The sequence below is a fragment of the Lentzea waywayandensis genome (assembly GCF_900115955.1).
Lineage (GTDB): Bacteria > Actinomycetota > Actinomycetes > Mycobacteriales > Pseudonocardiaceae > Lentzea > Lentzea waywayandensis.
On record NZ_FOYL01000003.1, the window covers coordinates 892,453 to 919,394 of the forward strand.

A 26,942-nucleotide genomic window follows, 5' to 3' on the forward strand; every position below is an offset into this window, starting at 1 on the left:
ACGTCTGCAACAGCGGTTATGGACGTGGCAGCGGTGAGGCCAGGTAGTGCGCCGACACCAGCGTTGGCCAGCTCGAAGGTGAGTCCGAAGTGGACCACGAGCCGAACGGCCTGGTGAAGGCCAGCACCCACGTGCTGCCCTTCTTGCAGGGGATTTCGTCGAGCCGCAGTCCGCCCATCTCGGCCAGCGACTGCACGACGGACGGGATCACGCCGCCCTGCGACGAGACGACGGCCCGGCCTTCGAGAGCGGCGACCTCCAGCAGGCGCACGAGACCGGCGTCCGGGTCGGGCCAGTAGCCCTCCTCCGACAGCCGATGCTCCTCGACCATGTCCACCGACAGGTCCGTGGCCACGGCCCGGACGGTGTCCGCGCAACGCACCCTGGGCGCCGTGTGGACGCGCACCGGTGCCCATAGGGGCAACAACGCGCGCAGTGCCTCGGCCTGGCGCCAGCCCGCGTCTGAGAGCGGGCGGAGGTCATCGTCGCCGTCCCACTCGGAACGCTTCCCGGCCTTCGCGTGCCGCACCAGCACGACCACCAACAGGTCCGCGGGCAGGCGCGCGAACTCCGCCAGCACGTCCCGGTCCGGTTCGTAGGTCAGCAACTCCGACGCCTCGGCGACCGGCAGCCACCGCAACGTGTCGACCTCTTCGTTGGGGACGAACGAACCGGAAACGGCCTGAGCGGCGTAGTAGTCGACGGTCTTCGGCACGTCCTTCACCGAGTACGAGACCTGCCGGAGATGGCGGCCGAGCACGCAGGAGAAGCCCGTCTCCTCCTCGATCTCCCGCACGGCGCAGGCGGGAATCGTCTCTCCGTGGTCAAGTTTGCCCTTCGGCAACGACCAGTCGTCATAACGCTGACGGTGCACGACCGCGACTTCGACGTTTCCGTCCGCATCGCGCCAGAGCACCGCCCCAGCAGCTTTGATCACCCAAGAGCTCCGTGCTTGTGCAGCAGTTCCATCTGGTGGTCCCGCACGGACGAGCCGTCCGACGGCGAGGCTTCCCATTCTCCGTCAGATCGCAGAACCCAGCAGCGCGTGTGCGGGTCGAGCGCCGATTCGAACATGTCGGCCAGCTGCTTGGTCAGACGCGGGTCCGCCACGCGCAGGGCGACCTCGACGCGGCGGTCCAGGTTGCGGTGCATCATGTCCGCGCTGCCGATCCAGTACTCGTCGCAGGCGACGAAGTGGAAGACGCGCGAGTGCTCCAGGAACCGGCCCAGGATCGACCGCACCTGGATGTTCTCCGACAGTCCCTTGATGCCCGGCTTCAGGCCGCAGATGCCGCGCACGACCACGTCGACCGGCACACCGGCCTGCGACGCGCGGTACAGCGCGTCGATGACCTGCTCGTCCACGAGCGAGTTCACCTTGATGCGCACGCCGGAAGGCCCTCCGGCCTGGGCGCGCTCGATCTCCAGGTTGATCCGGTCGACGATTCCCTTGCGGACGCCGTAGGGCGCGACGAGCAACGAGCGGTACTCGTCCTGGCGCGCGTAGCCGGTCAGCACGTTGAAGAGGTCGGTGAGGTCCGCGCCGATCGTCGGCTCGGCGGTCAGGATGCCGACGTCCTCGTACAACCGCGCGGTCTTCGGGTTGTAGTTGCCGGTGCCGATGTGGCAGTAACGGCGGATCGTCGAGCCTTCCTGACGGACGACCAACGACGTCTTGCAGTGCGTCTTCAGGCCCACCAGGCCGTAGACGACGTGCACGCCGGCCTTTTCCAGCGCTCGCGCCCACTTGATGTTCGCCTGCTCGTCGAAGCGCGCCTTCAGCTCGACCAGCGCCACGACCTGCTTGCCCGCCTCGGCCGCGTCGATCAGCGCGTCCACGATGGGGGAGTCGCCCGAGGTGCGGTACAGCGTCTGCTTGATGGCGAGCACGTGCGGGTCGGCCGCGGCCTGCTCGATGAAGCGCTGCACGGACGTGGAGAACGAGTCGTACGGGTGGTGCACGAGAACGTCGCCCTCGCGCAGCGTCGCGAAAACGCTCTTCGGCGTCTCGCGCTCACCGAACGCCGGGTGCGTCGCCGGCACGAACGCCGGGTCCTTCAACGTCTTGCGGTCGATGCCGTAGAGCTGCCACAGGCACGACAGATCGAGCAGGCCTGGCACGGTCACGACGTCGTGCGGGTCGACTTCCATCTCCCGCAGCAACAGCTCGAGCATGTGCTCGGTCATGTCGTCGGCGACTTCCAGGCGCACCGGCGGGCCGAACCGGCGCCGGGCGAGCTCGCGTTCCAACGCCTGCAACAGGTCCTCGTCGCGGTCCTCCTCGACCTCGAGGTCCGCGTTGCGCGTCACGCGGAACGCATGGCACTCGATGACCTCCATGCCGGTGAACAGCTCGCCCAGGTGCGCGGCGATGAGTTCCTCCAGCGGCAGGAAGGTCGCGGAAGAAGACGACCGGTCCCCTTCCACCCGAACGAGACGCGGCACGTTGTCCGGCACCTTCACGCGGGCGAACCGCTCGCCGCCGCCCTCGGGATCGCGCACGGTCACCGCGAGGTTCAGCGACAGCCCCGAGATGTAGGGGAACGGGTGCGCCGGGTCGACGGCCAGCGGCGTCAGGACCGGGAAGACCTGCTCGCTGAAGTAGTTGGAGAGCCTCAGCCGGTCGTAGTCCGTGAGGTCGCCCCACGTCACGATGCTGATCCGGTGCTCTTCCAGACCGGGCCGGATGTGGTCGAGGAACGCGCGGGCGTGCTGCTCCACGAGCTCCTGCGAGCGCTTGGAGATCGACACGAGCTGCTCCTGCGGGGTGAGCCCGTCCGCGCTGCGCACCGAGAGACCGGTCTCCGCGCGCCGCTTCAGGCCCGCGACCCGGACCATGTAGAACTCGTCCAGGTTCGAGGCGAAGATCGCGAGGAACTTCGCGCGCTCCAGCAACGGCTGCGAGGAGTCCTCGGCCAGGGCGAGCACGCGGGCGTTGAAGTCCAACCAGGACAGTTCACGGTTGAAATACCGGTCGTCCGGCAGGTCGGTCGGTATCGCGCTCGACGTCACGGCGGGCGGTGCGGAAGGCACGCCGCGCAACGGAGCGGCGGCCGTCGGGCCTCGTTCGACCTTCGCCCGCGTGGTGGACACTCGCCGGGTCGCCGCGCGAGGCTGCTTGCGCGGGGTCGCCGCTTCCGCTTTCGCACGCGGGGTGCGGCGTCGCGAGGGGGTCGCCTTACCGTCGTTGCCGTCGTCCTTGCTCACGTCACGCATTGTGGCGCACTATCGTCGGAAGTGCCCCTAAGCAGGACGTCCGTTCGGTGAACTCCTCGTCACAGAACAGGCATTCGAAGAGCGGTAACGGCTCCGTCAGGGCTACGTTCGAGGGTCACCCGCTGCCCCGGACGCAGCATTCGCCAGCCACCCGCCGTGACGGCTTCGGCACTCACGTCGACGAGAACGCCGTCATCACGCAGAACGACGGCAGAGCCGTCACTGTTAAAAGTAGACACGGTCGCCTGCACGGACCAGAACCCTAGACGTTCGTCGGTACTCGTCTCATTCGCGCCGCTGCCAGGGTCGATCCATGAAGGTTATGGCCACGATCACCGCGGCGACCCTGTTGGCCTTCACCACGGCAGGACTGGCTTCGGCTGCCTCAGCCGAACCCAGGACTCCCCAGGTGGACAAACCACGACTCCAGGCGGCAGCCAAGAACGTTCGCCTGAAAGCCTCACTTCCCGGTACCGAACGGGCCATCTCGATCGCGTTCGCCCAGTACGGCAAGCGCGACGTGGCGTTCGTGAGCATGGAGACCGGGCTCAAGACGTTCGACGTCACCGACCTCGACAAGCCCAAGCTCCTCGACCACCTCACGAAGGAGGAGATGGCGCTGCCGGGTGACGACCCGACGAAGCGCTTCTGGGAGAACGAGGACATCAACGTCGACCCCAAGCGCAAGCTCGCGTTCCTGGCGCGGGAGGTCAACTCCTTCGGGCGCGCACTGCCCGGCGACCGCCCGACCGGCAACTACATCGTGTCCGCTGTGGACCCCGCCGACCTCAAGATCCTCAGCTTTCACCGGCAGAACACCGGTCACACCAGCACCTGTGTCAACGACTGTCAGTTCCTCTGGACGGCAGGACTGGACAGGTCGGACGCCAGGACCGGGCGGATCTTCGTCACGGACATCCGCGATCCGAAGACCCCGAAGGAACTTCCGGTCTCCGTCGACGTCCGCGGCAAGGCCGGCGAGGGGAAGATCACGCACGACGTCCAGGTCGACGCGCAGGGAATCGCGTGGGTCGCGGGCGATGACGGCACCCGCGGCTACTACACGCAGGGCTGGCACCGCGACCCGTTGAGCGGCAAGTACCGCGAGGCGAAGGCGTGGGATCCCGTCGCGTACGCGGGAGGCACGGTGCCGAAGGCGGACATGCCGACCTCGTTCACCCACAACTCGTTCCGCCCGATCGGCCGCACGCTGCTCGACGGCCCGTTGCCCACGCGGGAGAACCCAGCGGGCTCGTTGCTGCTGCACACCGAGGAGGCGTTCGGTTCGCCGACCTGCAAGACCGAGGGAAGGTTCGTCATTTCCTCACTGCAGGGCACGCACAACGGTGAGGGCTGGGGCGAGCAGCCCAAGGAGATGAAGACCGTCGGCATCTGGAGCCCGGACGACCAGGAGGGCACGATCCCCGGCAACGTCACGTGTTCCGCGCACTACTTCGACGTGCAGAAGAGGATCGTCGCCTACTCCTGGTACAACCAGGGCACGAGGTTCCTCGACATCTCCAACCCCGCCAAGCCGATCCAGATCGGGTACTGGCGGCCGGACACCGCGACCTCGTGGGCGCCGTACTGGCACCGCGACACCGTGTTCGTGGCGGACATCTCGCGCGGCGTCGAGATCCTTCAGCTGGAGAAGGGCGCCTACGAGGCCCAGGCGAGCGGCACTCCCGTGACGCTCACCGCCCACCACGCCAGGGAACTGGCCAGGGAGAGCGACCGGGAACCCGTGCCGCTCGCCCCGAACCCGTTCTACGGCTGGGCCTGCCCGATGGTCGCGAACCGCGACGACTCGGACTGCGGTGTGGGAGCCTGCGGCGCACCCTGCTGAGCGAGCCCTGCCTTGACGGCGGCTTTCGCGCGCTGGCGGGTGATCACGCGCCGGCCGAGGTTGATCATCGGGATCTCCACGGTCGCGTGCAGAACACTCGCCAGCGCCAGTCCCAGCGCCGTGACCACGACGGACTGACCGAGGCCGGACAACGCTGGCCAGAAGAACGCGATGATCGTCGCGGCGATCGTCTGCACCAGGTACAGCGAGTACGAGCGCTCGCCGACGAACTGCATCGGCTTCGTGGACAGGAAGGTCGTGGCCGGTCCCGGCGCGATCATCGCGGTCAGCAGCACTGCCGTCGCGAGCGCGTACACCGGGATGACCAGCACGTGACCGGGGATTCCGTTGATCCCGTCGAGGAATGCGGCGATCGGCTTCACACTCAGGTGCACCGCGACGAATCCCACGGCGACGATCACCTGCGCGAGCCGGCTCGTGAGCGGGCGCAGCAGGGCGAACCCGCGCGGGCTGTGCAGCGCGACCGCGAGCAGCACGCCGGTCAGGATCGAGAAGTAGTGCAGCGGCCAGCCGGGGTTGCTGTGCGACGCCGTGAAGTTCACGACCACGAGCGCGAGCAGCATGCCGAGGGCGGCCGCACCGGCACGGCGGCGCAGCACGACGGTGCCCAGCGCGATCGCCACCAGCGGCCAGACCAGGTAGAACTTCTGCTCGATGCCCAGCGACCAGGACTGTCCGTACGGGCTGGCGCCGGCGAACTCGTTGGTGAACGTGAGGAAGTACTTGAGCGCGGGGCCGATCCCGTTGCTGACGAACGTGCCGTAGAACGCCGAGGCGACGGCCGTCACGAGCAGGATCACGAAGTAGACCGGGAGAATCCGGAACGCCCGCCGCAGGTAGAACTCGCTGAGCGAGATCTCGCCGGTCCTGCGCTCCTCACGCAGCATCAGCGTCGTGATCAGGAATCCGCTGAGGACGAAGAACATCTGGACACCGGCCCAGCCCTGGAGCCAGTCGGGGCCGCCGTAGTGGAAGAAGACGACGAGCACCGCGGCAATGGCGCGCAGGCCGTCGAGAGCGGGAAAGCGGCGCAACGCCAGGTAGTCGGCGTGCGTCAGTGAACTCATGCAGGTACACCTCTGGGCCAAGCGTCGGGGAACGACGTCGGGGGATACGTCGTTTGCAGCAGGGGATACGGATGTAAAGGTGCCGGGGTTCCCCGTTGCGTTGCTTGAACCAACACTTTCGTGGCGTTCGTCACGGACTTAACACCTGCGCAGCGGTGAAAGCTCCGACAGCGGGGTGGCCGCCGCGACGCGCCAGCCCTGCTGCGTCAACGCTCCGCCGTGGACTTCCAGCCAGTAGGCGCCCTCGGTCGTGTGCATGGTCGCGCCGCTGCGGATGTCCGTGACGTAGGACGACTCGGACTGCCACGACACGAAGTCGCCGCTGACCCGCGGGAACACGATGCCTTCCGTCCTCGGCACGGACCTGATCCCGGCCAGCTCACGCGGTTCCGTCCAGCCCTCGCGCCAGCCGCGCAGTTCGGAGTCCTGCGCCCACACCACCGTGCGACCGTCGGAGGCCACGCCGCCGGCGGGTTCCGCGTTCGTCAGCTGCTCGGGCAACGCCGCCTCGGCGCGGAACTTGCCGTCCTGCAGCCAGATGACCGCGTCGCCGAGGAACACGGGTTCCTTGCCCTGGCCGACGATCCTGTCCTTCTTCTTGGCGAGGTCGTAGAGGTGCACGCCTTTGCTGTCCGACCAGGCGGCTTTGCCGTTGTGCACCACCGCCCCGCTGGCGCCGATCCGCACGGGAGCGCCGTCGTCGCGCGAGTCCCACGCGTAGGTCGTGGTGGTGTGGTCGGCCGGGTTCGGCGTCGTGGAGAACGTCACCCAGCGGCCGTCGAACTCGACGCCGAAGAGCTGCGCGTCGTTCTGCACCGCCATGACCTGCTGGCGTTTCCCGTGATCACGCAGCACGAGCTCGGTGGTCCTGTTGCGCGTGGTCTTCACCAGCGTCGTGCCGGCGTCCTCGTTCGCGGCGACGACGGTGACCTTCTCGTGCGAGCCCGCCTCTGTCCTGTTGCGCGACAGGCCGTCTTTCCAGTCCTGGGGCAGGTCCACCTTGCACGTGCTGAGCTTGCTCTCGGCCGTGTAGTCGGATGGACGGTCGATCGGAAAGGCGGCCACACAGCCCGCGAGGGCCGTGACACCCGCCAGCGCGATGAGCGCTCGCATCAGTCTCCCAAGTCGTGATCACCCCGGTGACCCGGAAGACGCGTGACGACTGCTCAGGTTGTCCAGGCGGGCAAGGCGTTCGCGGTGTGCGTGCCGAGACCGAGCATCTGCGCAAGCCGCAGATCCTCTTCCGTGTCCACGTCACAGCGCAACGACGGCCACGCCCCGATCAGCGCGACCGCACCGGAAACGCGGTGGTGCCCGGCCGATCCGACGCCGAACCTCGGGTCGAGCTCCCCGCCGGGCGCGGCGAGGAGCAGCGTCGTGCCGGTGCCCTGCCGGTCCGGGACGAACGCGCGCCGCCCGGCCGCCGCTTCGAGCGCGGCCTGCAACTCGTCGGGCCTGAGCGCCGGCAGGTCGGCCTGGAGCGCGCCGATGCGGGACGACCGGAGCGTGCGCGCGCCGTGCTTCAGCGCCGCGTTGAGCCCGGGCTCGGCGGGCTCCGGCAGCGACTCGACACCGAGAGCGGCCATTTCGGACGCGACGGCCGGGTCCGATGTGATCGTGACCACTCGGCGGACGCCGGGGGTGGCGATCGCGGCGCTCACCGTGTCGAGGGCGAGCGCGAGCGCCAGCGCCGCGTGTGAGACCGGATCTCCGCCGGTCGCGCTGGTCAGCCTGGTCTTGGCCCTGTCGAGGGTCTTGACCGGGACCACTAGGTCAACTTCATCCCGCACCTCGCCATAGTCCACGATTCGCGGACTACTGTGCTCTCGGGCGCAGATCTACGCAGGTTAGGAGAGGCCTCGTGGCCAACAGGGAGAAGGGCGGCTTCTGGGTCGGGGTCGCCGCGGCGATCGTCTACCCCATGTCGTTCGTGCTGGGCAGGCACCGGATCCTGCACGGGGAGCGCATCCCGCGCCAGGGGGCGGCCCTGCTCGTCATGAACCACATCTCGCACCTCGACCCGTGCTACGACGCCGTGTTCGTGCACCGCCGCTACCGGGTGCCCCACTTCCTCGCGAAGCACAGCCTGTGGAACGTGCCGATCATGGGCCGGATCCTGAAGGGCGCGAACCAGATCCCCGTCTACCGGGGCACCACGGACGCCCAGCAGAGCCTGCGCGAGGCGCACAAGGCGCTGGCGACCGGTCTGATCGTGGTGATCTACCCGGAGGGCACGATCACCAAGGACCCCGACGGCTGGCCCGCGAACTCGCGCACCGGCGTGGCCCGGCTGGCCTTGCAGCACGACGGCCCGGTCATCCCCGTCGCCCGCTGGGGCACGCTCGACCTCTACAACCACTACCAGAAGAAGTTCCGGCCGTTCCCGCGCAAGACGATCACGCACTTCGTCGGCGAACCGGTCGACCTCTCCGCGTACCGCGGCAAGGAGGAGACGCTCCCGATGCTGCGCGAGGTCACGGACCTGCTGATGGGCGCGGTCAAGGAGCACCTGGCCGAGGTGCGTCAGGAGCCGGCCCCCGAGGGCTTCTACGGACCGAGGAAGGCCTGACCATGGCGATCGAACGTGTTGCGGTGCTCGGCTCCGGTTCGTGGGGCACGGCCTTCGCGAAGGTCATCGCGGACTCCGGTCCCGAGGTCGTGCTGTGGTCGCGGCGTCAGGAGGTCGCCTCGGAGATCACCGAGACCCGCGTGAACTCCGGCTACCTGCCCGGCATCTCGTTGCCGCCCAACCTCGGGGCCACCTCCGACCCGGCGAAGGCGCTGGACGGGGCGGACGCGGTGGTGCTGGCCGTGCCGTCGCAGACGCTGCGGGTGAACCTGTCGGCGTGGAAGGAACTGCTGCCGCCGGACGCGACGCTGGTGTCGCTGTCCAAGGGCGTCGAGCTCGGCACGCTGAAGCGGATGAGCGAGGTGATCCGCGAGGTCGCCGGCGTCGACGAGTCGCAGGTCGCCGTGGTGTCCGGGCCGAACCTGGCCAAGGAGATCGCCGTCGAGCAGCCGACCGCGACCGTCATCGCGTGCACGGACCACGACCGCGCGGTCGACCTTCAGCTCGCGTGCTCGAACTCGTACTTCCGCCCATACACCAACACCGACGTGGTCGGCTGCGAGCTGGGCGGGGCGTGCAAGAACGTCATCGCGCTGGCGTGCGGCATGGCCGCGGGCATGGGCTACGGCGACAACACGATGGCGTCGATCATCACGCGCGGCCTGGCCGAGACGGCACGGCTGGGCGCGGCCCTGGGTGCCGACCCGCTGACGTTCGCGGGCCTCGCCGGGCTGGGCGACCTGGTGGCGACGTGCGCGTCGCCGTTGTCGCGCAACCGGTCCTTCGGCGAACGGCTCGGGCGCGGCGACACTCTCGCGCAGGCGCAGGAAGCCGCGCACGGACAGGTCGCCGAGGGCGTGAAGTCCTGCTCGTCGATCCGCGAGCTCGCGGCGGCGAACGGCGTCGACATGCCGATCACCGAAGGCATCCACAAGGTCTGCCACGACGGGCTGAGCGTGCGGGACCTCGGTGCCGCGCTGCTGGGCCGTGACCGGAAGCACGAACGCCAGTGACCCCCGACTTCGGTGACGGCACGCGAGTCGTGCACGCCACCCAGGGTGAGCCGGGCGAACCGTTCGGCGCGCAGCCGGTGTTCGCGTCGGCGTACCACCTGGGTGGCCAGGACTACTACGGCCGCGCCGGCAATCCGACCTGGCGGGCTCTCGAAGCCGCGTTGGGGTCTTTGGAAGGCGGGGAGTGCGTCGTCTTCCCGTCCGGGATGGCGGCCATCTCGACGTTGCTGCGGACTGTTCTGTCCACTGGGGACACTCTGGTCGTTCCGTCGGACGGCTACTTCCTGACGCGGAAGTTCGTGTCCGAAATGGACGTGAACGTGGTCGAGGTGCCCACGGCCGGACCGTATCCGTCCTTCGAGGGCGTTCGGCTGGTCCTGCTGGAGACGCCGTCGAACCCCGGTCTGGACGTCTGCGACATCGCGGAGCTGGCCGCGCAGGCGCACGCTGCGGGCGCGTTGCTGGCCGTGGACAACACGACCGCGACGCCGTTGGGACAGCGGCCGCTGGAGCTGGGCGCGGACATCGTGGTGGCCTCGGACACCAAGGCGGTCGCGGGCCACAGCGACGTCCTCTTCGGACACGTGACGACGGCTTCTCCCGAGCTGGCCACGAAGGTGCGGGACGCGCGGACGATGAGCGGCGCGATTCCCGGTCCGTTCGAGACGTGGCTCGCGTTGCGCGGCCTGGGAACCCTGGACCTGCGGCTCGCGCGGCAGGCGGAGAACGCGGCGGCGATCCACGCGTTGCTCAAGGGCCGGGTGGCGAACCTGCGCTGGCCGGGCGCGTCGGACGACCCCGCGTACCTCGTGGCGGCGCAGCAGATGCGGCGGTTCAACGGCGTGCTGACGTTCGAACTGCCGGACGTGGCCGCCGTCGAGAAGTTCCTCTCGCGCTCGAAGCTCGTGTCGGCGGCGACGTCGTTCGGCGGCCTGCACTCGACCGCGGACCGGCGAGCCCAGTTCGGCGACCCGGTGCCCGAGGGCCTGGTGCGTTTCTCGGCCGGTTGTGAGGACACTCGCGATCTGGTCGCGGACGTGTCCCACGCTTTGGGACTGGATTGACGGAGGGTCCCGTTTTCGGGACCCTCTGCTCCATGTCCTTCAACGCATGTTGCTGTTGTACCTGGCGATAGTCCCGCGTCCTCTTTTCGCGCACTCGCCTGGTTAGGACTTTTCCCCGATGTTCGCCGTTCCCGAGAACAGCGTCGTACTGCCTGAAAACACCCAGCTGCTGCACCCCGTCCGGGTGGCTTTGGCGTGGGCGGCCGACCGCGACCGCTGGAAGCACCTGCTCCGGTACGACCCGGAAGAGCGCTTCTCGGCGCTGGTCGACAAGACCGGTGACCAGGAGATCTGGCTGATGAGCTGGCTCCCCGGTCAGGTCGCGTCGCTGCACGACCACGACCACACCTCCGGCGCGTTCACCGTGGTCAGCGGCCTGCTGACCGAGGTCGTGACCACGAAGATCCAGGTCGTGCACACGCTGCACACCGGTCAGTCACGTGTGTGGGGCCCCGGCTACGTGCACCAGGTGCGCAATGACGGTGTGGATCCGGCCGTGTCGATCCACGTGTACCGCCACGGCGCACGCGCCATGACCCAGTACCGCTACGACCCGGTCAACGGCCCCGTGCGCTGACGTGTGGCGGGATCGCCTTGTCCGTCTCGTGCGGCACCGGCGCACCCCACGACTGGATGAGCGGCATGTGCCCGGCCCACACGAGGTTGGCTTCGAGGTCCGACGGCTCCTCGCCCGGCCCGCCGTCGCGCACCTTCACGCTCGCCTCGGTGAGGTCGATCTCCAGCGCGGCCGTCTGCGCGAGCTCCTTCTTGGACGGTTGCCGCGCGTAGTCCCAGCTGCCCGGCGTGACGTGCTCGACGATCGTGCGCAGGGCGTGCTGCGTGTCCTCGGCGATCTTCGCGGTGCCGTGGATGATCGCCGACCGGTAGTTCATCGAGTGGTGGAACACCGACCGCGAGTAGACGACGCCGTCCACCAGCGTGACCGCGACGCAGACCTGCTTGCCTTCGAGCATGCTCCTGATGGACCGTGAGCCCGTCGACCCGTGCAGGAAGATGGTGTTGCCGTCCCGCCCGTACGCGGTGGGGATGAGGAACGGCGCCCCGTCGACCTCCACGGAGAGATGGCACACGAGGCCCGCGTCGAGGATGTCGTAGAGCACCTGGCGGTCTTCGACGGCTCGCTTCTTGCCGCGGATCACGGTGCTGCGCGGGGTGGGAGAGAGCTGCACGTCAGAGGTCATGTCTCTACTGTGCGCGGGGAAGTGGCATCATTGAAGCGCCATTTCTGATCGATCTGAGAAGGCCACTTTGGCTGAGACCGCACTTCCCGTCGCGCTGGACCGCGAGTCCGCCGAGCCGCTCGCCGTCCAACTCGCCGACGCACTCCGCTCGGCGGCGTCGGAGGGACGCCTTCGCGCGGGCGACCGTTTGCCGTCCACGCGCGCGTTGGCCGACAGTCTCGGAGTCTCCCGCACGGTCACCGCCGCCGCCTACGAACAGTTGCACGCGGAAGGCTGGATCGCCGGCCGGCACGGCTCCGGCACGTACGTCACCACGACGCCGCCCGGCCCGTTGCGCAAACGTTCGCGCAAGCCGGTCGCGCCCGCCATCACCGATTTCGTGGACCTCGGTACCGGCGCGCCCTGGGCCGGTGGCCTCGATCGCGCGGCCTGGCGCAGGGCGTGGCGCGCGGCGGCGGACGCGCCCCCGTTGTCCCGTCCCGAACGCGCGGGCCTGCCCGAGTACCGCGAGGCCATCGCCGAACACCTGCTGCGGCACCGAGGCCTGGCCGTCAACGCCGACCCGGTGCTGGCCACCGGCGGCACCACCGCCGTGCTGACCGAGATCGCGGTCGCGGTGCTGAAGCGCGGCGACGCCGTGGCCGTCGAGGAACCTGGCTACCAACGGGCGGTGGGCGTCTTCCGCGCCAACGGCCTGAAGGTCGTCCAGGCGGCGGTCGACGCCGAAGGGCTGCTGCCGGAAGCCGTACCGGCGGGCGTGAAGGCCGTCTACTGCTCGCCCGCCCACCAGTACCCGCTGGGCGGCCGCATGTCGGCGGGCCGGAGGGTCGCGCTGGTCGAACGGGCCCGCCGCGACGGCTGGCTCGTCATCGAGGACGACTACGACGGCGAACTCCGCTACGACGTCGCCCCGCTGCCGTCACTGGCGGCGCTCGCCCCGGACGTCGTGGTCCACCTCGGCACCACGAGCAAGATCCTCACACCCACCCTGGGCGCGGGCTGGATGGTCGCGCCGGAGCACATCGCCACGACCGTGCTGGAACATCGCGACCTGACCGGCACCAGCCCGTCCGCCGCGGGCCAGCGGGTCGTCGTCGAACTGGCCCGCATGGGCGACCTCGGCCGGCACCTGCGCAAGCTGCGCCGCGAGCTGTCCGAACGCCGCGCGCTCATCATCGACACGTTCGCGGACGCCGGAATCGAGGTGCTCGGGGACGACGCGGGCGCGCACGTCGTGGTGCTGCTGCCCGGTGCCGAACGGGAACGCGAGCTCACCAGGCAGGCGCTCGAACGCGGCCTGCGGGTGGACGGCCTGGCCCGGCACTACGTGAACCGGGCCAAGCTGCACGGCCTCGTCATCGGGTACAGCGCGTGCTCGCGGGAACAGCTGGTGAGCGCCCTGCCGGTGCTGACCGAGCTGCTCAGAACGAGCGGCTGACCACGACCACCGCGCGGTCCGTGACGAAGCCCAGCTGCTCGTTCACCCGGATCATGTGGGAGTTGGCCGCGTCGGTTCCGGTGTCGATGCGTTCGAGTTCCGGCCGGTCCGCGAGCAGCCACCGCACCATGTGCGCCTTGACGAGGCCGCCGAGCCCGTGGCCGCGATGGGCGGGCGTGACCACCGTGTCCTGCCAGCGCGCGGACGTCGTGTCGCCGGGATGGAGCGGCACGACGGTCAACGCCACGACGAGCCCGGTGGCTTCCTCGACGGCGACGACGACACGCTGCTCGACGCCGGCCGCCCGTGCCTCGGCCTCGTCGGTGCGCACCGCGTCCGGCGTCCACACCGGTGCGCGCACCGCCGACTCCGTGGCCGGGGCGTCGTTGATCGACTGCCGGGTTCCGGCCACCGACGCCAGCAGGTGCTCCGGCGTTTCGCCGATCCACCGTTCTACCCGATATCCGGACGGTGCCGCCAGTTCCCAGGAAGCAGGATCGGCGTCGGCGACCGTCAGCAGCTGCATCACCCGGGACGCGGCCACGTGGAACCCGCGCGCCACCGCCCAGCGTTCACCCGCGCTGTCCTTGGTCACACCCCAGCTCTCGAGCGTGTCCCGGCCTCGGGCGCGCAACTCCCGCAGCAACGCCTCCAGCAGCGCGGTGCCGACACCGCGCCTGCGGTGACCTGGGTGCACGGTGATCGGGCCGACCGCCAGCCGTGCGTTCGCGCCGCCGAGCAGACCGACGGAGGCGATGCCGACGCCCTCGCCGTCATGGCGGGCGATCAGGCGGATCACCTCACCGAAGTCCGGGTTCGACTCCCGCAGTGACGCGACGATCCGCTCCCTGCTCGACGCCGGATGGGCTGCGATCCGCACGTCCGCATAGGCCTGAACCGCGGCCTCGTCGTCCAGGTCGAGCGGTTTGATCTCCAGCACGTGATCGAGGCTAACTGGCGAGTAAGGACAATCGCCCAAACGGGTAGGGTCGCCCGCATGACGCAGCGCAAGACGAGGGTGGCCGTGGTCTTCGGCGGCCGCAGTTCCGAGCACGAGGTCTCCTGCCAGTCCGCCAAGAGCGTCCTGCCCTACCTGGACGCGGACCGGTTCGAGGTGCTGCCGGTCGGCATCACTCCGCAGGGGCAGTGGGCGCTCGGCACGGACCCGAACGCGCTGGAGGCAGGCGCCGGCAACCTCCCCACGCTGCGCAACCAGACCGTCACCGCGATCGAGCCGGGCCAGGCGCTCCGGGACGTCGACGTCGTCTTCCCGCTGCTGCACGGCGCGTGGGGTGAGGACGGCACGATCCAGGGTCTGCTCGAACTCGCCGGCGTCCCGTACGTCGGGCCGGGCGTGTTCGCCAGCGCCGCCGCGATGGACAAGGTCTTCGCCAAGAAGATCCTCCAGGCCGAGGGCCTGAACGTCGGCAGGTTCGTCGCTCTCGACCGCGCCGCGACCACGCTCACCCTCGACGAGCGCGAGCACCTCGGGCTGCCGGTGTTCGTGAAGCCGTCGCGCGCAGGGTCGTCCGTCGGCATCTCGAAGGTCTCCAGCTGGGACGACCTCGACGCCGCGATCTTCGAGGCGCGGCAGCACGATCCCAAGGTCATCATCGAGGCCGCCGTGCCGAACGTCCGCGAGATCGAGCTCGCGGTGCTGGAGTTCCCGGACGGCCGCGTCGAGGCCTCGCTGCCCGCCGAACTGCGTCCGGTCGGCGAGAGCGTCGAGTGGTACGACTTCAACGCCAAGTACGTCGACGACTCCTACGAGGCCGACATCCCGGCGAAGCTCGACGACGACATCACCGCGCGGCTGCGCGAGCTGGCCGTCACCGCGTTCAAGGCGCTCGACTGCCAGGGTCTGTCCAGGGTGGACTTCTTCCTGACCGAGCAGAACGAGCTGATCGTCAACGAGCTCAACACCATGCCCGGTTTCACGCCGATCTCCATGTACCCCAAGGCGTGGGACGCGACCGGCATCGACTTCTCGACGCTGCTGACCACGTTGATCGAGACGGCGATCGCCCGAGGCTCGGGACTCCGCTAGGGCGCGGTCCTGACCGGCTGCTTGGGCAGGAGGTCGCGCACAGTCGTGGAGATGTCCTGCAACGGCCCGGTGCCCGCTTCGTCGGGCACCGTCAGCGCCACGTACGCCTCGCGGTCCACGATCACCCACGTGGAGCTGCCCGATCCGGGCAGCTGGAGCCACTGCACGTCGGAGATCACCCGCAGCTGCGAGGTCGCCGACAGCTCGTTCGGCCGCGGCAGTCCACAGCGCAGAACCACCGGATCGTGTTTGGCGTCACCCCACGCCACCGTGGCGAGAGGTGCGGGGGAGGCGAGTTCCCGGCGCGGCAGCATGTCCTTCCCGGACGGCAGCCCCACCGGCAGCTTCTCGGTCAGTGTCACGCACGTCGGCGAGCCCGCGTCGGGCGCGTCGATCGAGACCAGTGCGAGGGGACCCGTGCGACCGGGTACGTCCTCCGTCTGGTTTCCCGTGCCCAGCACCAGACCGAGGCCGGCGACACCGATGGCGAGCACGACAGCGAGCCCGACCGCCGCGAGCAGCGGCCGGGACAGCGTTGGCGTGGATTCCTGCTGAGTCACCCGGTTATGACAACACGAGCTAGAGATGCACGACCGGGCAGGTCAACGTACGAGTGATGCCCTCGACGTTCTGGATGCGCGCGACCACGAGCTGGCCGAGCTGGTCGACGGTCTCCGCCTCGGCGCGCACGATGACGTCGTACGGCCCGGTGACGTCTTCGGCTGTGGCTACCCCGGCGATCCCGGAAATCTCGGAGGCGACTGCGGCGGCCTTGCCGACCTCGGTCTGGATGAGGATGTATGCATGCACCACGGCGTGCCCCTTCGTCGCGACAGGTTGGGTCGAGGTAGGAACGTGTCACGCAACGTACCCCAGTTGGGGTTCCGAATGCTCAGATTGGGAGGCAACTTTGCGTCCGGAGCCGCCGCGCGACGCGGAGACGGTCGCCGATGTGGGTGAGTTCAATCTCATCCACCGGGTGACGACCGGCCGGGCGCAGCCGGAGACGACCATCCTCGGTCCCGGTGACGACGCGGCCGTCGTCGCCGTCCCGGACGGACGGGTCGTGGCCTCGATGGACGTGCTCGTCGAGGGTGTCCACTTCAGACTCGACTGGTCCAGTCCCGAGCAGGTGGGCCGAAAAGCGGCCGCGGTGAACCTCGCCGACGTCGTCGCGATGGGAGCACTGCCGTCCGCCCTGCTCGTCGGCATCGCCTGTCCCGCCGACACCCCGGCGTCGGTCGTCGAGGGGATCATGTCGGGACTCTGGCAGGAGGCGGCGACGGCCGGCGCGGGCATCGTCGGGGGCGACATGGTCAGCTCCGGGACGCTCGTGATCTCCATCACCGCCATGGGAGACATGAACGGGCTCGAGCCGATCACGAGGTCGGGAGCGCTCGTCGGGGACGTCGTGGCGGTCGCCGGAAGGCTCGGCTGGGCCGCCGCGGGACTGGCCGTGCTCGGCCGCGGATTCCGTTCGCCGGTCGGCATCGTGAACGCCCAGCGCACCCCGGAACCGCCGTACGAGGAAGGCCCCAGGGCCGCCGAGGCGGGCGCCACGTCGATGATCGACGTCTCGGATGGACTGCTTCAGGACCTGAGCCACATCGCGGACTCCTCGGGCGTGGCGATCGACATCCGCACCGAGCTGCTGCCGTTGCACCCGCGCCTGCTCGACGTCGCGTCGGCGCTCGGCGGAGACGCGCGGCACTGGGCGCTGACCGGAGGCGAGGATCACGCCCTCGCGGCGACGTTCCCCGGCCCCAAGGCGGTTCCGCCCGGCTGGACGACCATCGGCACGGTGCGCGCGGGCGAAGGTGTGACGGTCGACGGCAGGAACTACGAAAAACCTCCCGGCTGGGAGCACTGGCGCGCGTAGTATTCAATTCCGTGGAACTATGCACGCGCGCGTATGACCATCCAGACTCGGTCAAGATGATCGCCGACCTCCAGCAGGTCTACGTCGAGCGCTACGGCGACGTCGACGTCACGCCGGTCGATCCGGCGCAGTTCGCCGCGCCGCTCGGCTACTTCGTCATCGGGTACCTGGACGGCGTGCCCGTCGCGTGTGGCGGCTGGCGCGTCAACGACGAGCTGGACGGCGCCGCCGAGATCAAGCGGATGTACGTCGTCGACTCCGCACGAGGCAAAGGCCTGTCACGGCTCGTGCTCGCGCATCTGGAAACCACTGCGCGCGAGGCAGGTCTGCGGCGGATGGTGCTGGAGACCGGATTGCGCCAACCCGAGGCGATCGCCCTGTACACGTCCAGCGGCTATGAGCGGATCGACAACTTCGGCGTGTACCGGGACCACCCGGAGAGCCGCTGCTTCGGGAAGTCGTTGTAGGTTCGGGCGCATGGCCATCTATGCGCTGGGGGACTACACGCCGCAGATCCACCCGGAGGCGTACGTGCACCCGGACGCGACGGTGATCGGCGACGTCCGCATCGGCGCGTTCTCGTCGGTGTGGCCACAAGCCGTGCTGCGCGGTGACTACGGGCGCATCGTCGTGGACGAGCGCACGTCGATCCAGGACGGCACGATCGTCCACTGCACCGAGGTCCACCCGGTGCACATCGGATCGTCGTGCGTCATCGGCCACAACGTCCACATCGAGGGCGCGACCATCGCGGACGACTGCCTGATCGCGTCGGGTTCGGTGGTGCTCAACGGTTCCATCGTGGAAAAGGGCGCGATCGTCGGCGCCGGCGCGGTGGTCTCGTTCGACGGCCACGTCCGCGAACGCACGATGGTGCTGGGAGTTCCCGCTCGCGAACGTGCCGGACACGTTGTGCCAGAACAGGCCTGGGCATTCATCGTGGAGAAATATGTTCAGAACATCGCTTTGTACCGGGAGAAGCTCCGTCGGCTCGATTGAGTGAGATAGGGTTCACAGCCGTGGCTCGTCCCCTCAACGAAGTTGTCGAAGCCGGTTGGGCTGAAGCTCTCGCCCCCGTTGCTGACCAGATCGCCGCCATGGGTGAGTTCCTGCGCGCGGAGGTCGCCGCGGATCGCACCTATCTTCCCGCGGGCGAGAACGTGCTGCGTGCATTTCAGCAGCCGTTCCACCAGGTGAAGGTGCTGATCGTCGGCCAGGACCCGTACCCGACGCCCGGCCACGCGGTCGGCCTGTCGTTCTCGGTTGCCCCCGACGTGCGGCCCATTCCCAAGTCGCTCATCAACATCTACAAGGAATACGCCGAAGATCTCGGTCACCCGATCCCGTCCAACGGCGATCTGACCCCGTGGTCCGAGCGCGGTGTTCTGCTGCTCAACAGGGCTTTGACCGTGCAGCCCGGCAAGGCGAACTCCCACCAGGGCAAGGGCTGGGAGAAGGTGACCGAGCAGGCGATCAAGGCTCTCGCCGCCCGGGACGCACCTCTCGTGTCGATCCTGTGGGGCCGCAACGCGCGCAACCTGCGCCCTTTGCTGGAACCGTTGCCCGCCATCGAATCCGCGCACCCGTCGCCTTTGTCGGCGCACTCCGGGTTCTTCGGTTCGAAGCCGTTCAGCCGCGCCAACGAACTGCTGGAGAAGCAGGGCGCCGACCCGATCGACTGGAAGCTCCCGTAATTGCCTCGGCAAGACGTGATCTGACGCTGACGGCCGCGGGCGCGGCCGTCAGCGAGTTCGGGAATTCCCTGTCACTGCTCGTTCTGCTCTTCTGGGCGACGCCGATCAGTCCGTTGCTGGTCGCCGCGATCCTCGTCGCCGAACTGCTGCCGTTCGTGCTCGGCGCGCCGCTCGCCGGAATGCTCGTCGACCGGCTGCCCAACCGCCGCCTGCTGATCGCCGCGCTGGTCTTCCAGGGCGTCGCGATCGCGGCTGTCGCGCCGTTGATGGGTCAGCCCGCGTTCGTGGTGGCGCTGGTGTTCCTCTCGGGCTGCGGCCGTGCGATCGCCCAGCCCTGCATCTCCGCTCTGCTGCCGCACATCGCCGGTGAAGAAGAAGCGACGCGCGGGTACGCGTGGCTCAGCACCGGGCGCAGTCTCGGCAGCATGGCGGGCGTCACCGGTGGCGCGTTGCTCGCCGGGTTCTTCGGACACCCCGTGGCGTTGCTCATCGACGGCGGCACGTTCCTCGCCTATGCGGTGATGCTGGCTTTCGTGCGCTCGGAACGCCGCCCTTCCGGCACACACGAGGCACGCCCCAGCGCGCTCGCGGGCATTAGGCACGTGCGGCAGGACCCCGTGCTGTTCGCGACGATCGTCGGGCTGGCCTTCTGCGTCGGCACGGTCGTAGTGGTCAACGTGGCCGACCCCGCGTTCGTGCGGTACGTGCTGCACGGCGACGAGTTCGTGCTGGGCGCGATGCAGGCGTGCTGGCTGGGCGGGATCCTGGTCGGCAACCGGGTGGCGGCGCGGCTGCGGACCGTTTCGCAGGTGGCCCACGCGATTGCCTTCGCCGCGGCCACCACGGGCATCGGCGTGCTGATCCCGGCGGCGTTCCCGTTCTTCGCGGCGGCAGGGACGGGCTGGGTCATCGGCGGTGTGTCGAACGGGGTCCATAACGTGGCGCTGAACGCCGCCGTGCGGTTGCGCACGCCTGAGGAGATGCGTGGGCGGGCGTTTGCCGCAGTCGGGTCCATGGTGATCGGCGCGAACCTGATCGGGACGGCTGCCGCAGGTGGGTTGCTGCTGGTCATGGGGCCACGGGCGGTGTTCGCGCTCGGCGGCGCCGGGGCGTTGCTCAGCGGCGTCGCCTGCCTGGTGTACGTGCGCCGGGCCCTGAAACGCGAAGAGAGCCCGGCCGAAGCCGAGCTCTCCTCGAACTAAAAACGAACTGTGGCGGTGATCAGCCGCGCACGACCTTGCCGGCCTTCAGGCAGGACGTGCACACGTTGATCCGCTGGCGCTGCGAGGCCGAAACCTTGGCGCGCACAGACTGGATGTTCGGGTTCCAGCGGCGGTTCGTCTTCCGCTGGGAGTGCGAAACCGAATGGCCGAAGCCCGGCCCCTTGCCACAGACGTCGCACACGGCAGCCACGTCAGCCACTCCTTCAGGTTCCTCAAGCGGTAAGTCTCGCGTCCCGGTGGGCGCGCAAGCGTGCACAAGCCTCAACCGGGCACGGCAACTCAACGAGGGTAGCCGGTGGCATCACCTGCGACCAAACCGGGTGGATACTCTCGCCGCCATGCAGGTCATGGATGCGGTCGCGGTGCGCAGATGGGCAGACGCCTGCGTGCGGTCGTTGGACGCCAATCGGGAGTCGATCGACCAGATCAACGTCTTTCCCGTGCCGGATGGTGACACAGGTACGAACCTGCTGCACACGATGCAGTCGGCGCTCGACGCGCTGCTGCGTTCGCCCATGTCGACAGTGGGGGACGCGCTGTCGGCGCTCGCCCGCGGCGCACTCGCCGGGGCGCGGGGGAACTCGGGCGTGATCCTGTCTCAGGTGCTCAGGGGCCTGGCGGAGACCGTGCAGGAGGTGTCGCTGGTCACCGGCACGGCGTTGCGCAAGGGCCTGCACCGGGCCGATGAGCTGGCCACGGCCGCTGTGTCCAAGCCCGTTCCCGGCACTGTCCTGTCCGTGCTGCACGCCGCGTCCGAGGCCGCTCGTGACTGCAAGTCGGACGAACTGGACGACGTGGTGATGGCGGCGTCGCGCGCGGGTGCCGTCGCACTGGCCGATACGCCCCGTCAGCTCGCCGTGCTGGCCAAGGCCGGGGTGGTCGACGCGGGCGGACGAGGGCTCGTTGTGTTGTTGGACACATTGGCCGCGGTGATCACCGGCCAGAGTGTGGAAACACCGATGGACGCGCCCTTGCTGCCGCGCACGCCGGAGTCGCTGACGACCGAGCGCGAGAGCGGGTCGTCGGAGTTCGAGTACGAGGTCATGTACCTGCTCGACGACACCTCGGACGAGGCGGTGGCCGAGTTGCGCGCCCTCTTGAACGGGCTGGGCGACTGCGTGTCGGTCGTGGGGGACGGGGCCTCGTTGTGGACCGTTCACGTGCACTGCAACGACATCGGCGCGGCAGTCGAGTCGGGTGTGCGCGCCGGCCGTCCGCACCGCATTACGGTGGCGCGGTTCGCTGATCAGATCACCGCGCAGGCTTCTCGGTTCGTGCGCGACCGGGCGATCGTGGTGGTGGTGAGCGGCGCCGTGGACCTGTTCCGCGCGGAAGGCGCCGCGGTGTTCGACCTCGCGTCTACTACGGCCACGCCCACGGACCTGTTGTCGGCCATCGTGTCGACGCGCGCGCGTCACGTCGCGGTGCTGCCAGGTGATCCGGACATCCGTACGGCTCTGGATGAGGCCGTGGCGTACGCACAGGCCGCCGGACAGGACGTAGTGGTGGTGCCGACGTTCTCGCCCGTGCAGGCCCTCGCGGCGTTGGCGGTGCACGATTCCTCTAGGCGCGCTGGTGACGACGTTGTCGCCATGGCCGAGGCCGCCGCCGCCACGCGCCGTGGTGAACTCTCGATCGCCGCCGACGAGGCCCTCACGTGGGTGGGCCGCTGCCAGCCGGGCGACCTGCTGGGCATGCTGGACGGCGAGGTCGTGCTGATCGAGCCGGGTCCCGCGGCGCCGGAGTCGTTGATGGACCTGTCCTGCCGCCTGATCGACCGCATGCTGGCGGGCGGCGGCGAGCTGGTGACGGTGATCCTGGGCGCCGACGCGCCCGATGGCCTGACCGAGGTGCTGGAGGACCACGTGCGGGTCACCCATCCGGAGGTCGAGGTGACGGCGTATCCGGGCGGACAGCCGGACACGGTCATTTTTGTCGGTGTCGAGTAGTTCAATAGGGCGCGATGATCTCCTTCGACGACAAGCTGCAGCCGTTGCTCGGCAAGAAGACCGCCGACGCACTGGAGACCGGCCTCGGCCTCACGACGGTCGGCGACCTGCTGCGCCACTACCCGCGCCGCTACGACGAGCGCGGGAAGCTGACCGACATCAGGTCGCTGGAAATCGACGAGCACGTCACGGTGCAGGCCGAGGTCCGCAAGTGCCAGAAGCGCCAGATGAAGGCGCGCCGCGGCCAGATGACCGAGGCCGTCATCACCGACGGCACCTCGGAGCTGCACCTGGTGTTCTTCGGCAAGCCCGCGTTCGTCGCCGAGCAGGAGCTCCTGCCGGGCACGCGGGCGTTGTTCGCCGGCAAGGTCGGCCGCTACCGGCAGAACCTGCAGCTGGTGCACCCGGCGTTCGAGGTCCTCACCGCGGAGCAGGACGGATCGTCGTTCCTGCAGGCCTTCCTGCCCGTCTACCCGGCGTCGCAGCACATCAACACGTGGAACATCGCGAACTGCGTGAAGCAGCTCCTGGAGATCTGGGACGGCGTGCCGGAGGACCCGCTGCCGGAGGACTTCCGTCTCGAGCAGGGCCTGATCGGCCTGGAGGACGCGCTGCGGTCGATCCACCGGCCGGACAGCTGGGCGCAGATCTCCGTCGCGCAGCTGCGGCTGAAGTGGGACGAGGCGCTGGCCGTGCAGCTGGCTTTGGCGCAGCGTCGCAAGGCTTCCACAGCTCGTCCGGCACCTGCCTGTGCGCGCAGGTCCGGCGGCATCCTGGACGCGTTCGACGCGCGGCTGCCGTTCACGCTGACGGCGGGCCAGGTTGAGGTGGGTTCGCAGGTCTCCGCTGATCTTGAGTCGACTGTGCCGATGAACCGGTTGTTGCAGGGCGAGGTCGGCTCGGGCAAGGCTCAACCGCTCGACTCGCTGGTCCTCACGCCTACCGGTTTCCGCCGCATGGGTGATGTGCACATCGGAGACGAGGTGATCGCCGCCAGCGGTGAGGTCACGGTGGTGACCGGTGTCTTTCCTCAGGGCGAGCGCGATGTCTATCGGGTGGTTCTGTCCGATGGCCGCAGCGTTGAGTCCGATTTGGAACATCTATGGGCTGTCAACACCACCGTGCGCCGGGACAGGGGCAATCCCCTCAAGGTCCTGACCTTGAGGGAGATTCGGGACGACCTCACGACCTCGAACGGTGCGTCCAAATGGCATCTGCCCGTGGTGACAGCGCCGGAACTGGACTGTCTGTCGGAACGGTCGTTGGATCCGTATCTGCTCGGGCTGCTCATCGGGGACGGGTCACTCTTGAACGGGCGCATCGTGTTCACCAGCGCTGATCCGGAGTTGCTGGTCGAGCTGATGGCCGCGCTTCCACGAGGAGCGCACTTGGTCAAATCTCCCTCAGCGCGAAAGTACGACTGGTACGTCCAAGGGTGTCGCAGAGGAACGAACCCCGTGCTCGATGCGCTGCGTGACCAGGGCGTATACGGCCACCGAGCCAAGGACAAGTTTCTGCCGGAGAACTATCTGGTCGCGCCTGTCAAAGACAGGCACGCGTTGTTGCAGGGTCTTCTGGACACTGACGGCACGCTGAACAGCGAGCACGGTTCCAACGTCACCTTCCTGTCGGCGTCGCCCAAGCTCGCGGACCAGGTCGCATGGCTGGCCGAGTCGCTCGGGGGCACCGGCAAGGTCAGGCCGGTTGTCAAGATGGGAAACACATACCACCTGGTCAGCCTTCGCCTGCCGAACGAGTTCCCGCCGTTCCGGCTCACACGGAAGGCTGAGCTCGTCAAGGAACGCACGAAGTACGAGAAGCCCGTGCGGGCGATTCGTGCGGTCGAGTTTGTCGGTCGTAAGCCCGTGCAGTGCATCTCTGTTGCACACCATGACCAGCTCTACGTCACCGACCACTTCGTCGTCACTCACAACACGATGGTCGCGTTGCGCGCCATGCTCCAGGCCGTCGACGCGGGCCGTCAGTCCGCGATGCTCGCACCCACGGAAGTCCTTGCGGCACAACATGCTCGCTCGTTGACCGAGATGCTCGGCGACCTCGCCCAGGCGGGCCAGCTGGGCGGCGCGGAGGACGCGACCCGCGTGACGCTGCTGACCGGCTCGATGAACACGGCCCAGCGCCGTCAGGCGTTGCTCGACATCGTGACCGGCGAGGCGGGCATCGTCGTCGGCACGCACGCGATCATCCAGGAGAAGGTGGAGTTCCACTCCCTGGGCCTCGTCGTGGTCGACGAACAACACCGCTTCGGCGTGGAACAACGAGCGGCGCTTTCGGCACGCGGCGAACGGGAGAACCCGCACGTGCTCGTGATGACCGCGACCCCGATCCCGCGCACGGTGGCCATGACGGTCTACGGCGACCTGGAAGTCTCGGCTCTGCGCGAACTGCCCGGCGGCCGCTCGCCGATCAAGACCTCGGTCGTCCCAGTCCGCGAAAAGCCCGCCTGGCTGGACCGCGCCTTCGCCCGAGTGCGCGAGGAGGTGGCGAAGGGCCACCAGGCGTACTTCGTCTGCCCGCGCATCGGCGACGAGGAACCGGCGAAGTCCGACGACGAGGACAAGCGCCCAGCCCTGTCCGTGATCGACGTGGCAACGATGCTCGCGCAGGGCCCGTTGCGCGGCCTGCGAATCGAAATCCTGCACGGCCGCATGCCCCCGGACGAGAAGGACGCCGTGATGCGCGCCTTCGCGGCCAACGAGGTCCACGTCCTGGTGGCCACCACCGTCATCGAGGTAGGCGTCAACGTCCCGAACGCCACCGTCATGGCCATCATGGACGCGGACCGCTTCGGCGTTTCCCAGCTCCACCAGCTCCGAGGCCGGGTGGGCCGAGGCAGCGCGCCGGGCCTGTGCCTGCTGGTAACCGAAATGCCGGAGATGACGGCCACGATGGAACGCCTGCGTGCCGTCGAGTCCACTCTGGACGGCTTCGAACTGGCCCAGCTGGACCTCGAACTGCGCCGCGAGGGCGACATCCTCGGCGCCGCGCAGTCAGGCCGCCGCTCGGGCCTGAAGATGCTGTCCCTGCTGCGCGACGAGGACATCATCGAGGACGCCCGCACGGCGGCGCAGCAGGTGGTGGACGCCGATCCGGACCTTGCCGAGCATCCAGGGCTGGCGGGGATGGTGGCGACGCTGCTGACGGAGGAACGCGCGGACTTCCTGGAGAAGACCTAGCCGGCGGGGCCGCGCGGTTGGTGCCGCTGGGTTGGTGTCGCTGGGTTCGTGCCGCACGGCTCGTGGCGTGGGTGGGCGGGGCAAGGCGCCGGGTTGTGCCGTGCAGGCCCGTCACCCCAGCACCCACTCACGGCCCGCCACCCGGTTCGGCCCGCAACCCGCCCACGGCCCGCAACCCGCCCACGGCCCGCAACCCGCCCACGGCCCGCAACCCGCCTACGGCTCCGCCGCCCGGTTCGGCCCGCCACCTCGCACGGCCTGCCACCACCCCCTTCTTGGCCTGCCCGCGACCATTCCTCCCTACTCACTCCATCTCCCACATCACCTGAAGGTGTGCGCGTGCCAGGTGCCGGAATTGTCCGGTGACCTGGGTACGTTCCCACCCGTGCGTCGCATGATCATCACCGCGCTGGCAGCAGCCCTCACCGTCCTCACCAGCCCGAGCCCCGCCCTGGCAAGCCCCGTCGTGCTGACCGGCGAGGAGTCCCGCTACCCGCACGCGATTCGCCTCGAACACGGTCCCCAGCGCGGCTCGATCCTGGTGGCGCTGCACGGTGACCACGTCGTGGACGTGCTGAAAGCCAGTCGTAGCGGCAAGAGGTTCAAGAAGATCGCCGCCTTCACCGACTCGGCCGGGTCCACGGCGAGCTGTTGCGGGCACCTCTACGAGCTCCCGCAACGGGTGGGCGACATGCCGGCGGGGACGGTGTTGTGGGCGGGCTCGGCCGGCTTCAAGGCGGAGACGCTCAAGGCGCGGATCTGGCGCAGCGACGACGCCGGTGCGTCGTGGCGGTACCTGTCTGAATGCGCGCGGGCCCGGCCTGGAGGTGGGCTGTGGGAGCCGGACCTGTCGGTCGACGCCGAGGGCAGGCTCAACTGCTACTTCTCCGACGAGTCCGACCAGGGACACAGCCAGTACATCGGGCGGACCGTGTCCAACGACGGCGTCATCTGGTCGGCCAAGCAGAAGGTCGTCGCCGTCGAGCCCGGCTGGTTGCGGCCGGGAATGCAGCAGGTCAAGCGGTTGCCGACGGGCGAGTACTACATGATGTACGAGATCTGCTCGCAGCCGAACCAGTACTTCTGCGAGGCGTACCACCGCACGTCACCGGACGGCGTGAACTGGGGCGACCCCAAGTGGCACGGCAAGCGGCCGACGACGAAGGACGGCAAGTACTTCGCGCACACGCCGTCGATCGTGCTCGCGCCCAACGGCACCGCCACGGGACGTGTGCTGCTCATGGGGCAGATGCTGATGTCCGCGAACGGCAAGGTCGATCCCGGCAACGGCCGGACGATCTTCGTCTCCGAGAACGGCGGCCGGGACGGCTGGTACGAGATCCCCGCGCCGGTTCCGGTGCCGGGCGCGCGCGACAACTACTGCCCGAACTACCACCCGACCGGCGTGCCGTCGCTCGACGGTCGGGAGTTCATCGGGTTCGCGAGCGACTTCGCGGCGAACGGCAGCTGCCACACGAGCTGGGCCACGAGCAGCCTGCCGCCGTTCCCCGGATAGA

Annotated in this window: 25 protein-coding genes and 2 pseudogenes; 16 read left to right on the top strand and 11 right to left on the bottom strand. The window is 68.9% G+C overall.

Features of this window, described 5'->3' with window-relative positions; genetic code table 11:
- Positions 1-16 precede the first annotated feature (16 nt).
- The gene (locus BM417_RS14910; protein ID WP_245821937.1) at positions 17-934 is read right to left on the bottom strand and encodes an NUDIX hydrolase; all 918 of its coding nucleotides are present in this window, start codon (positions 932-934) and stop codon (positions 17-19) included.
- On the bottom strand, positions 934-3,216 hold the full coding sequence (locus BM417_RS14915; protein WP_093593165.1) for an RNA degradosome polyphosphate kinase: 2,283 nt from the start codon (positions 3,214-3,216) through the stop codon (positions 934-936). Before BM417_RS14915 ends, BM417_RS14910 begins: the two co-directional genes overlap by 1 nt.
- 313 nt (positions 3,217-3,529) lie before the next feature.
- Between BM417_RS14915 and BM417_RS14925 the strand changes: the two genes are divergently transcribed.
- On the top strand, positions 3,530-5,062 hold the full coding sequence (locus tag BM417_RS14925; protein WP_143138651.1) for an LVIVD repeat-containing protein: 1,533 nt from the start codon (positions 3,530-3,532) through the stop codon (positions 5,060-5,062).
- Here BM417_RS14925 and BM417_RS14930 read toward each other — a convergent pair.
- The 3 genes from BM417_RS14930 to cofC form a co-directional block, all read right to left on the bottom strand.
- Positions 4,984-6,150 (bottom strand): acyltransferase family protein, encoded by a 1,167-nt coding sequence (locus BM417_RS14930; protein WP_093593174.1) that lies wholly within the window; start codon positions 6,148-6,150, stop codon positions 4,984-4,986. The two genes, BM417_RS14925 and BM417_RS14930, sit on opposite strands and share 79 nt — an antisense overlap.
- Positions 6,151-6,288: 138 nt before the next feature.
- A complete protein-coding gene (locus BM417_RS14935; RefSeq protein ID WP_093593177.1) occupies positions 6,289-7,263 on the bottom strand; it encodes a hypothetical protein in 975 nt (324 codons plus the stop codon).
- Positions 7,264-7,316: 53 nt separating this feature from the next.
- Complete coding sequence (gene cofC, locus BM417_RS14940) at positions 7,317-7,940, bottom strand: 2-phospho-L-lactate guanylyltransferase (protein WP_093593791.1); 624 nt, start codon at positions 7,938-7,940, stop codon at positions 7,317-7,319.
- A gap of 71 nt (positions 7,941-8,011) precedes the next feature.
- On the opposite strand from cofC, the gene BM417_RS14945 reads away from it, so the two are divergent.
- The 4 genes from BM417_RS14945 (at position 8,012) to BM417_RS14960 (ending at position 11,373) form a co-directional block, all read left to right on the top strand.
- Positions 8,012-8,719 (top strand): lysophospholipid acyltransferase family protein, encoded by a 708-nt coding sequence (locus BM417_RS14945; RefSeq protein ID WP_093593180.1) that lies wholly within the window; start codon positions 8,012-8,014, stop codon positions 8,717-8,719.
- A gap of 2 nt (positions 8,720-8,721) precedes the next feature.
- Complete coding sequence (locus BM417_RS14950) at positions 8,722-9,732, top strand: NAD(P)H-dependent glycerol-3-phosphate dehydrogenase (protein ID WP_093593183.1); 1,011 nt, start codon at positions 8,722-8,724, stop codon at positions 9,730-9,732.
- Entirely contained in the window at positions 9,729-10,796 is a 1,068-nt protein-coding gene (locus tag BM417_RS14955) for a cystathionine gamma-lyase (protein ID WP_093593186.1), read from the top strand. The genes BM417_RS14950 and BM417_RS14955 overlap by 4 nt, the downstream gene beginning before the upstream one ends.
- Before the next feature lie 118 nt (positions 10,797-10,914).
- Positions 10,915-11,373 (top strand): cysteine dioxygenase, encoded by a 459-nt coding sequence (locus tag BM417_RS14960; protein ID WP_093593189.1) that lies wholly within the window; start codon positions 10,915-10,917, stop codon positions 11,371-11,373.
- Here BM417_RS14960 and BM417_RS14965 read toward each other — a convergent pair.
- Positions 11,354-11,998 (bottom strand): pyridoxamine 5'-phosphate oxidase family protein, encoded by a 645-nt coding sequence (locus BM417_RS14965; protein ID WP_093593192.1) that lies wholly within the window; start codon positions 11,996-11,998, stop codon positions 11,354-11,356. The two genes, BM417_RS14960 and BM417_RS14965, sit on opposite strands and share 20 nt — an antisense overlap.
- 67 nt (positions 11,999-12,065) lie before the next feature.
- Between BM417_RS14965 and pdxR the strand changes: the two genes are divergently transcribed.
- Positions 12,066-13,436: a MocR-like pyridoxine biosynthesis transcription factor PdxR gene (gene pdxR, locus BM417_RS14970; protein ID WP_093593195.1), complete on the top strand. Its 1,371-nt coding sequence runs from the start codon at positions 12,066-12,068 to the stop codon at positions 13,434-13,436.
- Here pdxR and BM417_RS14975 read toward each other — a convergent pair.
- Positions 13,420-14,376 (bottom strand): GNAT family N-acetyltransferase, encoded by a 957-nt coding sequence (locus tag BM417_RS14975; protein ID WP_177320438.1) that lies wholly within the window; start codon positions 14,374-14,376, stop codon positions 13,420-13,422. The genes pdxR and BM417_RS14975 overlap by 17 nt on opposite strands.
- A 57-nt stretch (positions 14,377-14,433) precedes the next feature.
- Between BM417_RS14975 and BM417_RS14980 the strand changes: the two genes are divergently transcribed.
- The gene (locus tag BM417_RS14980) at positions 14,434-15,483 is read left to right on the top strand and encodes a D-alanine--D-alanine ligase family protein (RefSeq protein ID WP_093593198.1); all 1,050 of its coding nucleotides are present in this window, start codon (positions 14,434-14,436) and stop codon (positions 15,481-15,483) included.
- Here BM417_RS14980 and BM417_RS14985 read toward each other — a convergent pair.
- Positions 15,480-16,043, bottom strand: coding sequence for a DUF3515 domain-containing protein (locus tag BM417_RS14985; RefSeq protein ID WP_245821924.1), 564 nt, complete (start codon positions 16,041-16,043; stop codon positions 15,480-15,482). The genes BM417_RS14980 and BM417_RS14985 overlap by 4 nt on opposite strands.
- Positions 16,044-16,062: 19 nt before the next feature.
- On the bottom strand, positions 16,063-16,296 hold the full coding sequence (locus tag BM417_RS14990; protein ID WP_030467939.1) for an Lrp/AsnC ligand binding domain-containing protein: 234 nt from the start codon (positions 16,294-16,296) through the stop codon (positions 16,063-16,065).
- A 97-nt stretch (positions 16,297-16,393) separates the two neighbouring features.
- Between BM417_RS14990 and BM417_RS14995 the strand changes: the two genes are divergently transcribed.
- The 5 genes from BM417_RS14995 to BM417_RS15015 are packed head-to-tail and all read left to right on the top strand — an operon-like array spanning position 16,394 to position 20,258.
- Positions 16,394-17,362: a thiamine-phosphate kinase gene (locus tag BM417_RS14995; RefSeq protein ID WP_093593201.1), complete on the top strand. Its 969-nt coding sequence runs from the start codon at positions 16,394-16,396 to the stop codon at positions 17,360-17,362.
- 56 nt (positions 17,363-17,418) lie between these two features.
- On the top strand, positions 17,419-17,829 hold the full coding sequence (locus BM417_RS15000) for a GNAT family N-acetyltransferase (RefSeq protein WP_093593204.1): 411 nt from the start codon (positions 17,419-17,421) through the stop codon (positions 17,827-17,829).
- Positions 17,830-17,839: 10 nt separating this feature from the next.
- Positions 17,840-18,361, top strand: a complete 522-nt coding sequence (locus tag BM417_RS15005; RefSeq protein WP_093593207.1) for a gamma carbonic anhydrase family protein — start codon at positions 17,840-17,842, stop codon at positions 18,359-18,361.
- Positions 18,362-18,381: 20 nt separating this feature from the next.
- Positions 18,382-19,056, top strand: coding sequence for a uracil-DNA glycosylase (locus BM417_RS15010; protein WP_093593210.1), 675 nt, complete (start codon positions 18,382-18,384; stop codon positions 19,054-19,056).
- Positions 19,057-19,082: 26 nt separating this feature from the next.
- Complete coding sequence (locus BM417_RS15015; protein ID WP_281251321.1) at positions 19,083-20,258, top strand: MFS transporter; 1,176 nt, start codon at positions 19,083-19,085, stop codon at positions 20,256-20,258.
- A 19-nt stretch (positions 20,259-20,277) separates the two neighbouring features.
- Here BM417_RS15015 and rpmB read toward each other — a convergent pair whose 3' ends face one another.
- Positions 20,278-20,469, bottom strand: coding sequence for a 50S ribosomal protein L28 (gene rpmB, locus BM417_RS15020; RefSeq protein ID WP_030467945.1), 192 nt, complete (start codon positions 20,467-20,469; stop codon positions 20,278-20,280).
- Positions 20,470-20,617: 148 nt separating this feature from the next.
- On the opposite strand from rpmB, the gene BM417_RS15025 reads away from it, so the two are divergent.
- The 3 genes and pseudogenes from BM417_RS15025 to BM417_RS48670 form a co-directional block, all read left to right on the top strand.
- Positions 20,618-22,228 carry a DAK2 domain-containing protein gene (locus BM417_RS15025; RefSeq protein ID WP_093593216.1) on the top strand — a complete coding sequence of 537 codons (1,611 nt, stop codon included), beginning with the start codon at positions 20,618-20,620 and terminating at the stop codon, positions 22,226-22,228.
- Between the two features lie 14 nt (positions 22,229-22,242).
- A pseudogene (locus BM417_RS49190) lies at positions 22,243-22,740 on the top strand (OB-fold nucleic acid binding domain-containing protein); the annotation flags it as partial.
- Between the two features lie 1,020 nt (positions 22,741-23,760).
- Positions 23,761-25,425 (top strand): annotated as a pseudogene (locus BM417_RS48670) (helicase-related protein); the annotation flags it as partial.
- A 127-nt stretch (positions 25,426-25,552) separates the two neighbouring features.
- Here BM417_RS48670 and BM417_RS47770 read toward each other — a convergent pair.
- On the bottom strand, positions 25,553-25,690 hold the full coding sequence (locus BM417_RS47770; RefSeq protein ID WP_177320440.1) for a hypothetical protein: 138 nt from the start codon (positions 25,688-25,690) through the stop codon (positions 25,553-25,555).
- A gap of 120 nt (positions 25,691-25,810) precedes the next feature.
- On the opposite strand from BM417_RS47770, the gene BM417_RS15035 reads away from it, so the two are divergent.
- Positions 25,811-26,941, top strand: coding sequence for an exo-alpha-sialidase (locus tag BM417_RS15035; protein ID WP_143138653.1), 1,131 nt, complete (start codon positions 25,811-25,813; stop codon positions 26,939-26,941).
- Position 26,942 lies beyond the last annotated feature (1 nt).

What these genes read in the sequence shown, in the direction of transcription:
- BM417_RS14915 (WP_093593165.1), bottom strand. Translation starts at nt 3,216, where the DNA reads ATGCGTGACGTGAGCAAGGACGACGGCAACGACGGTAAGGCGACCCCC.
- BM417_RS14925 (WP_143138651.1), top strand. Translation starts at nt 3,530, where the DNA reads ATGAAGGTTATGGCCACGATCACCGCGGCGACCCTGTTGGCCTTCACC.
- BM417_RS14930 (WP_093593174.1), bottom strand. Translation starts at nt 6,150, where the DNA reads ATGAGTTCACTGACGCACGCCGACTACCTGGCGTTGCGCCGCTTTCCC.
- BM417_RS14935 (WP_093593177.1), bottom strand. Translation starts at nt 7,263, where the DNA reads ATGCGAGCGCTCATCGCGCTGGCGGGTGTCACGGCCCTCGCGGGCTGT.
- BM417_RS14950 (WP_093593183.1), top strand. Translation starts at nt 8,722, where the DNA reads ATGGCGATCGAACGTGTTGCGGTGCTCGGCTCCGGTTCGTGGGGCACG.
- BM417_RS14960 (WP_093593189.1), top strand. Translation starts at nt 10,915, where the DNA reads ATGTTCGCCGTTCCCGAGAACAGCGTCGTACTGCCTGAAAACACCCAG.
- BM417_RS14965 (WP_093593192.1), bottom strand. Translation starts at nt 11,998, where the DNA reads ATGACCTCTGACGTGCAGCTCTCTCCCACCCCGCGCAGCACCGTGATC.
- BM417_RS14980 (WP_093593198.1), top strand. Translation starts at nt 14,434, where the DNA reads ATGACGCAGCGCAAGACGAGGGTGGCCGTGGTCTTCGGCGGCCGCAGT.
- BM417_RS15000 (WP_093593204.1), top strand. Translation starts at nt 17,419, where the DNA reads ATGATCGCCGACCTCCAGCAGGTCTACGTCGAGCGCTACGGCGACGTC.
- BM417_RS15005 (WP_093593207.1), top strand. Translation starts at nt 17,840, where the DNA reads ATGGCCATCTATGCGCTGGGGGACTACACGCCGCAGATCCACCCGGAG.
- BM417_RS15025 (WP_093593216.1), top strand. Translation starts at nt 20,618, where the DNA reads ATGCAGGTCATGGATGCGGTCGCGGTGCGCAGATGGGCAGACGCCTGC.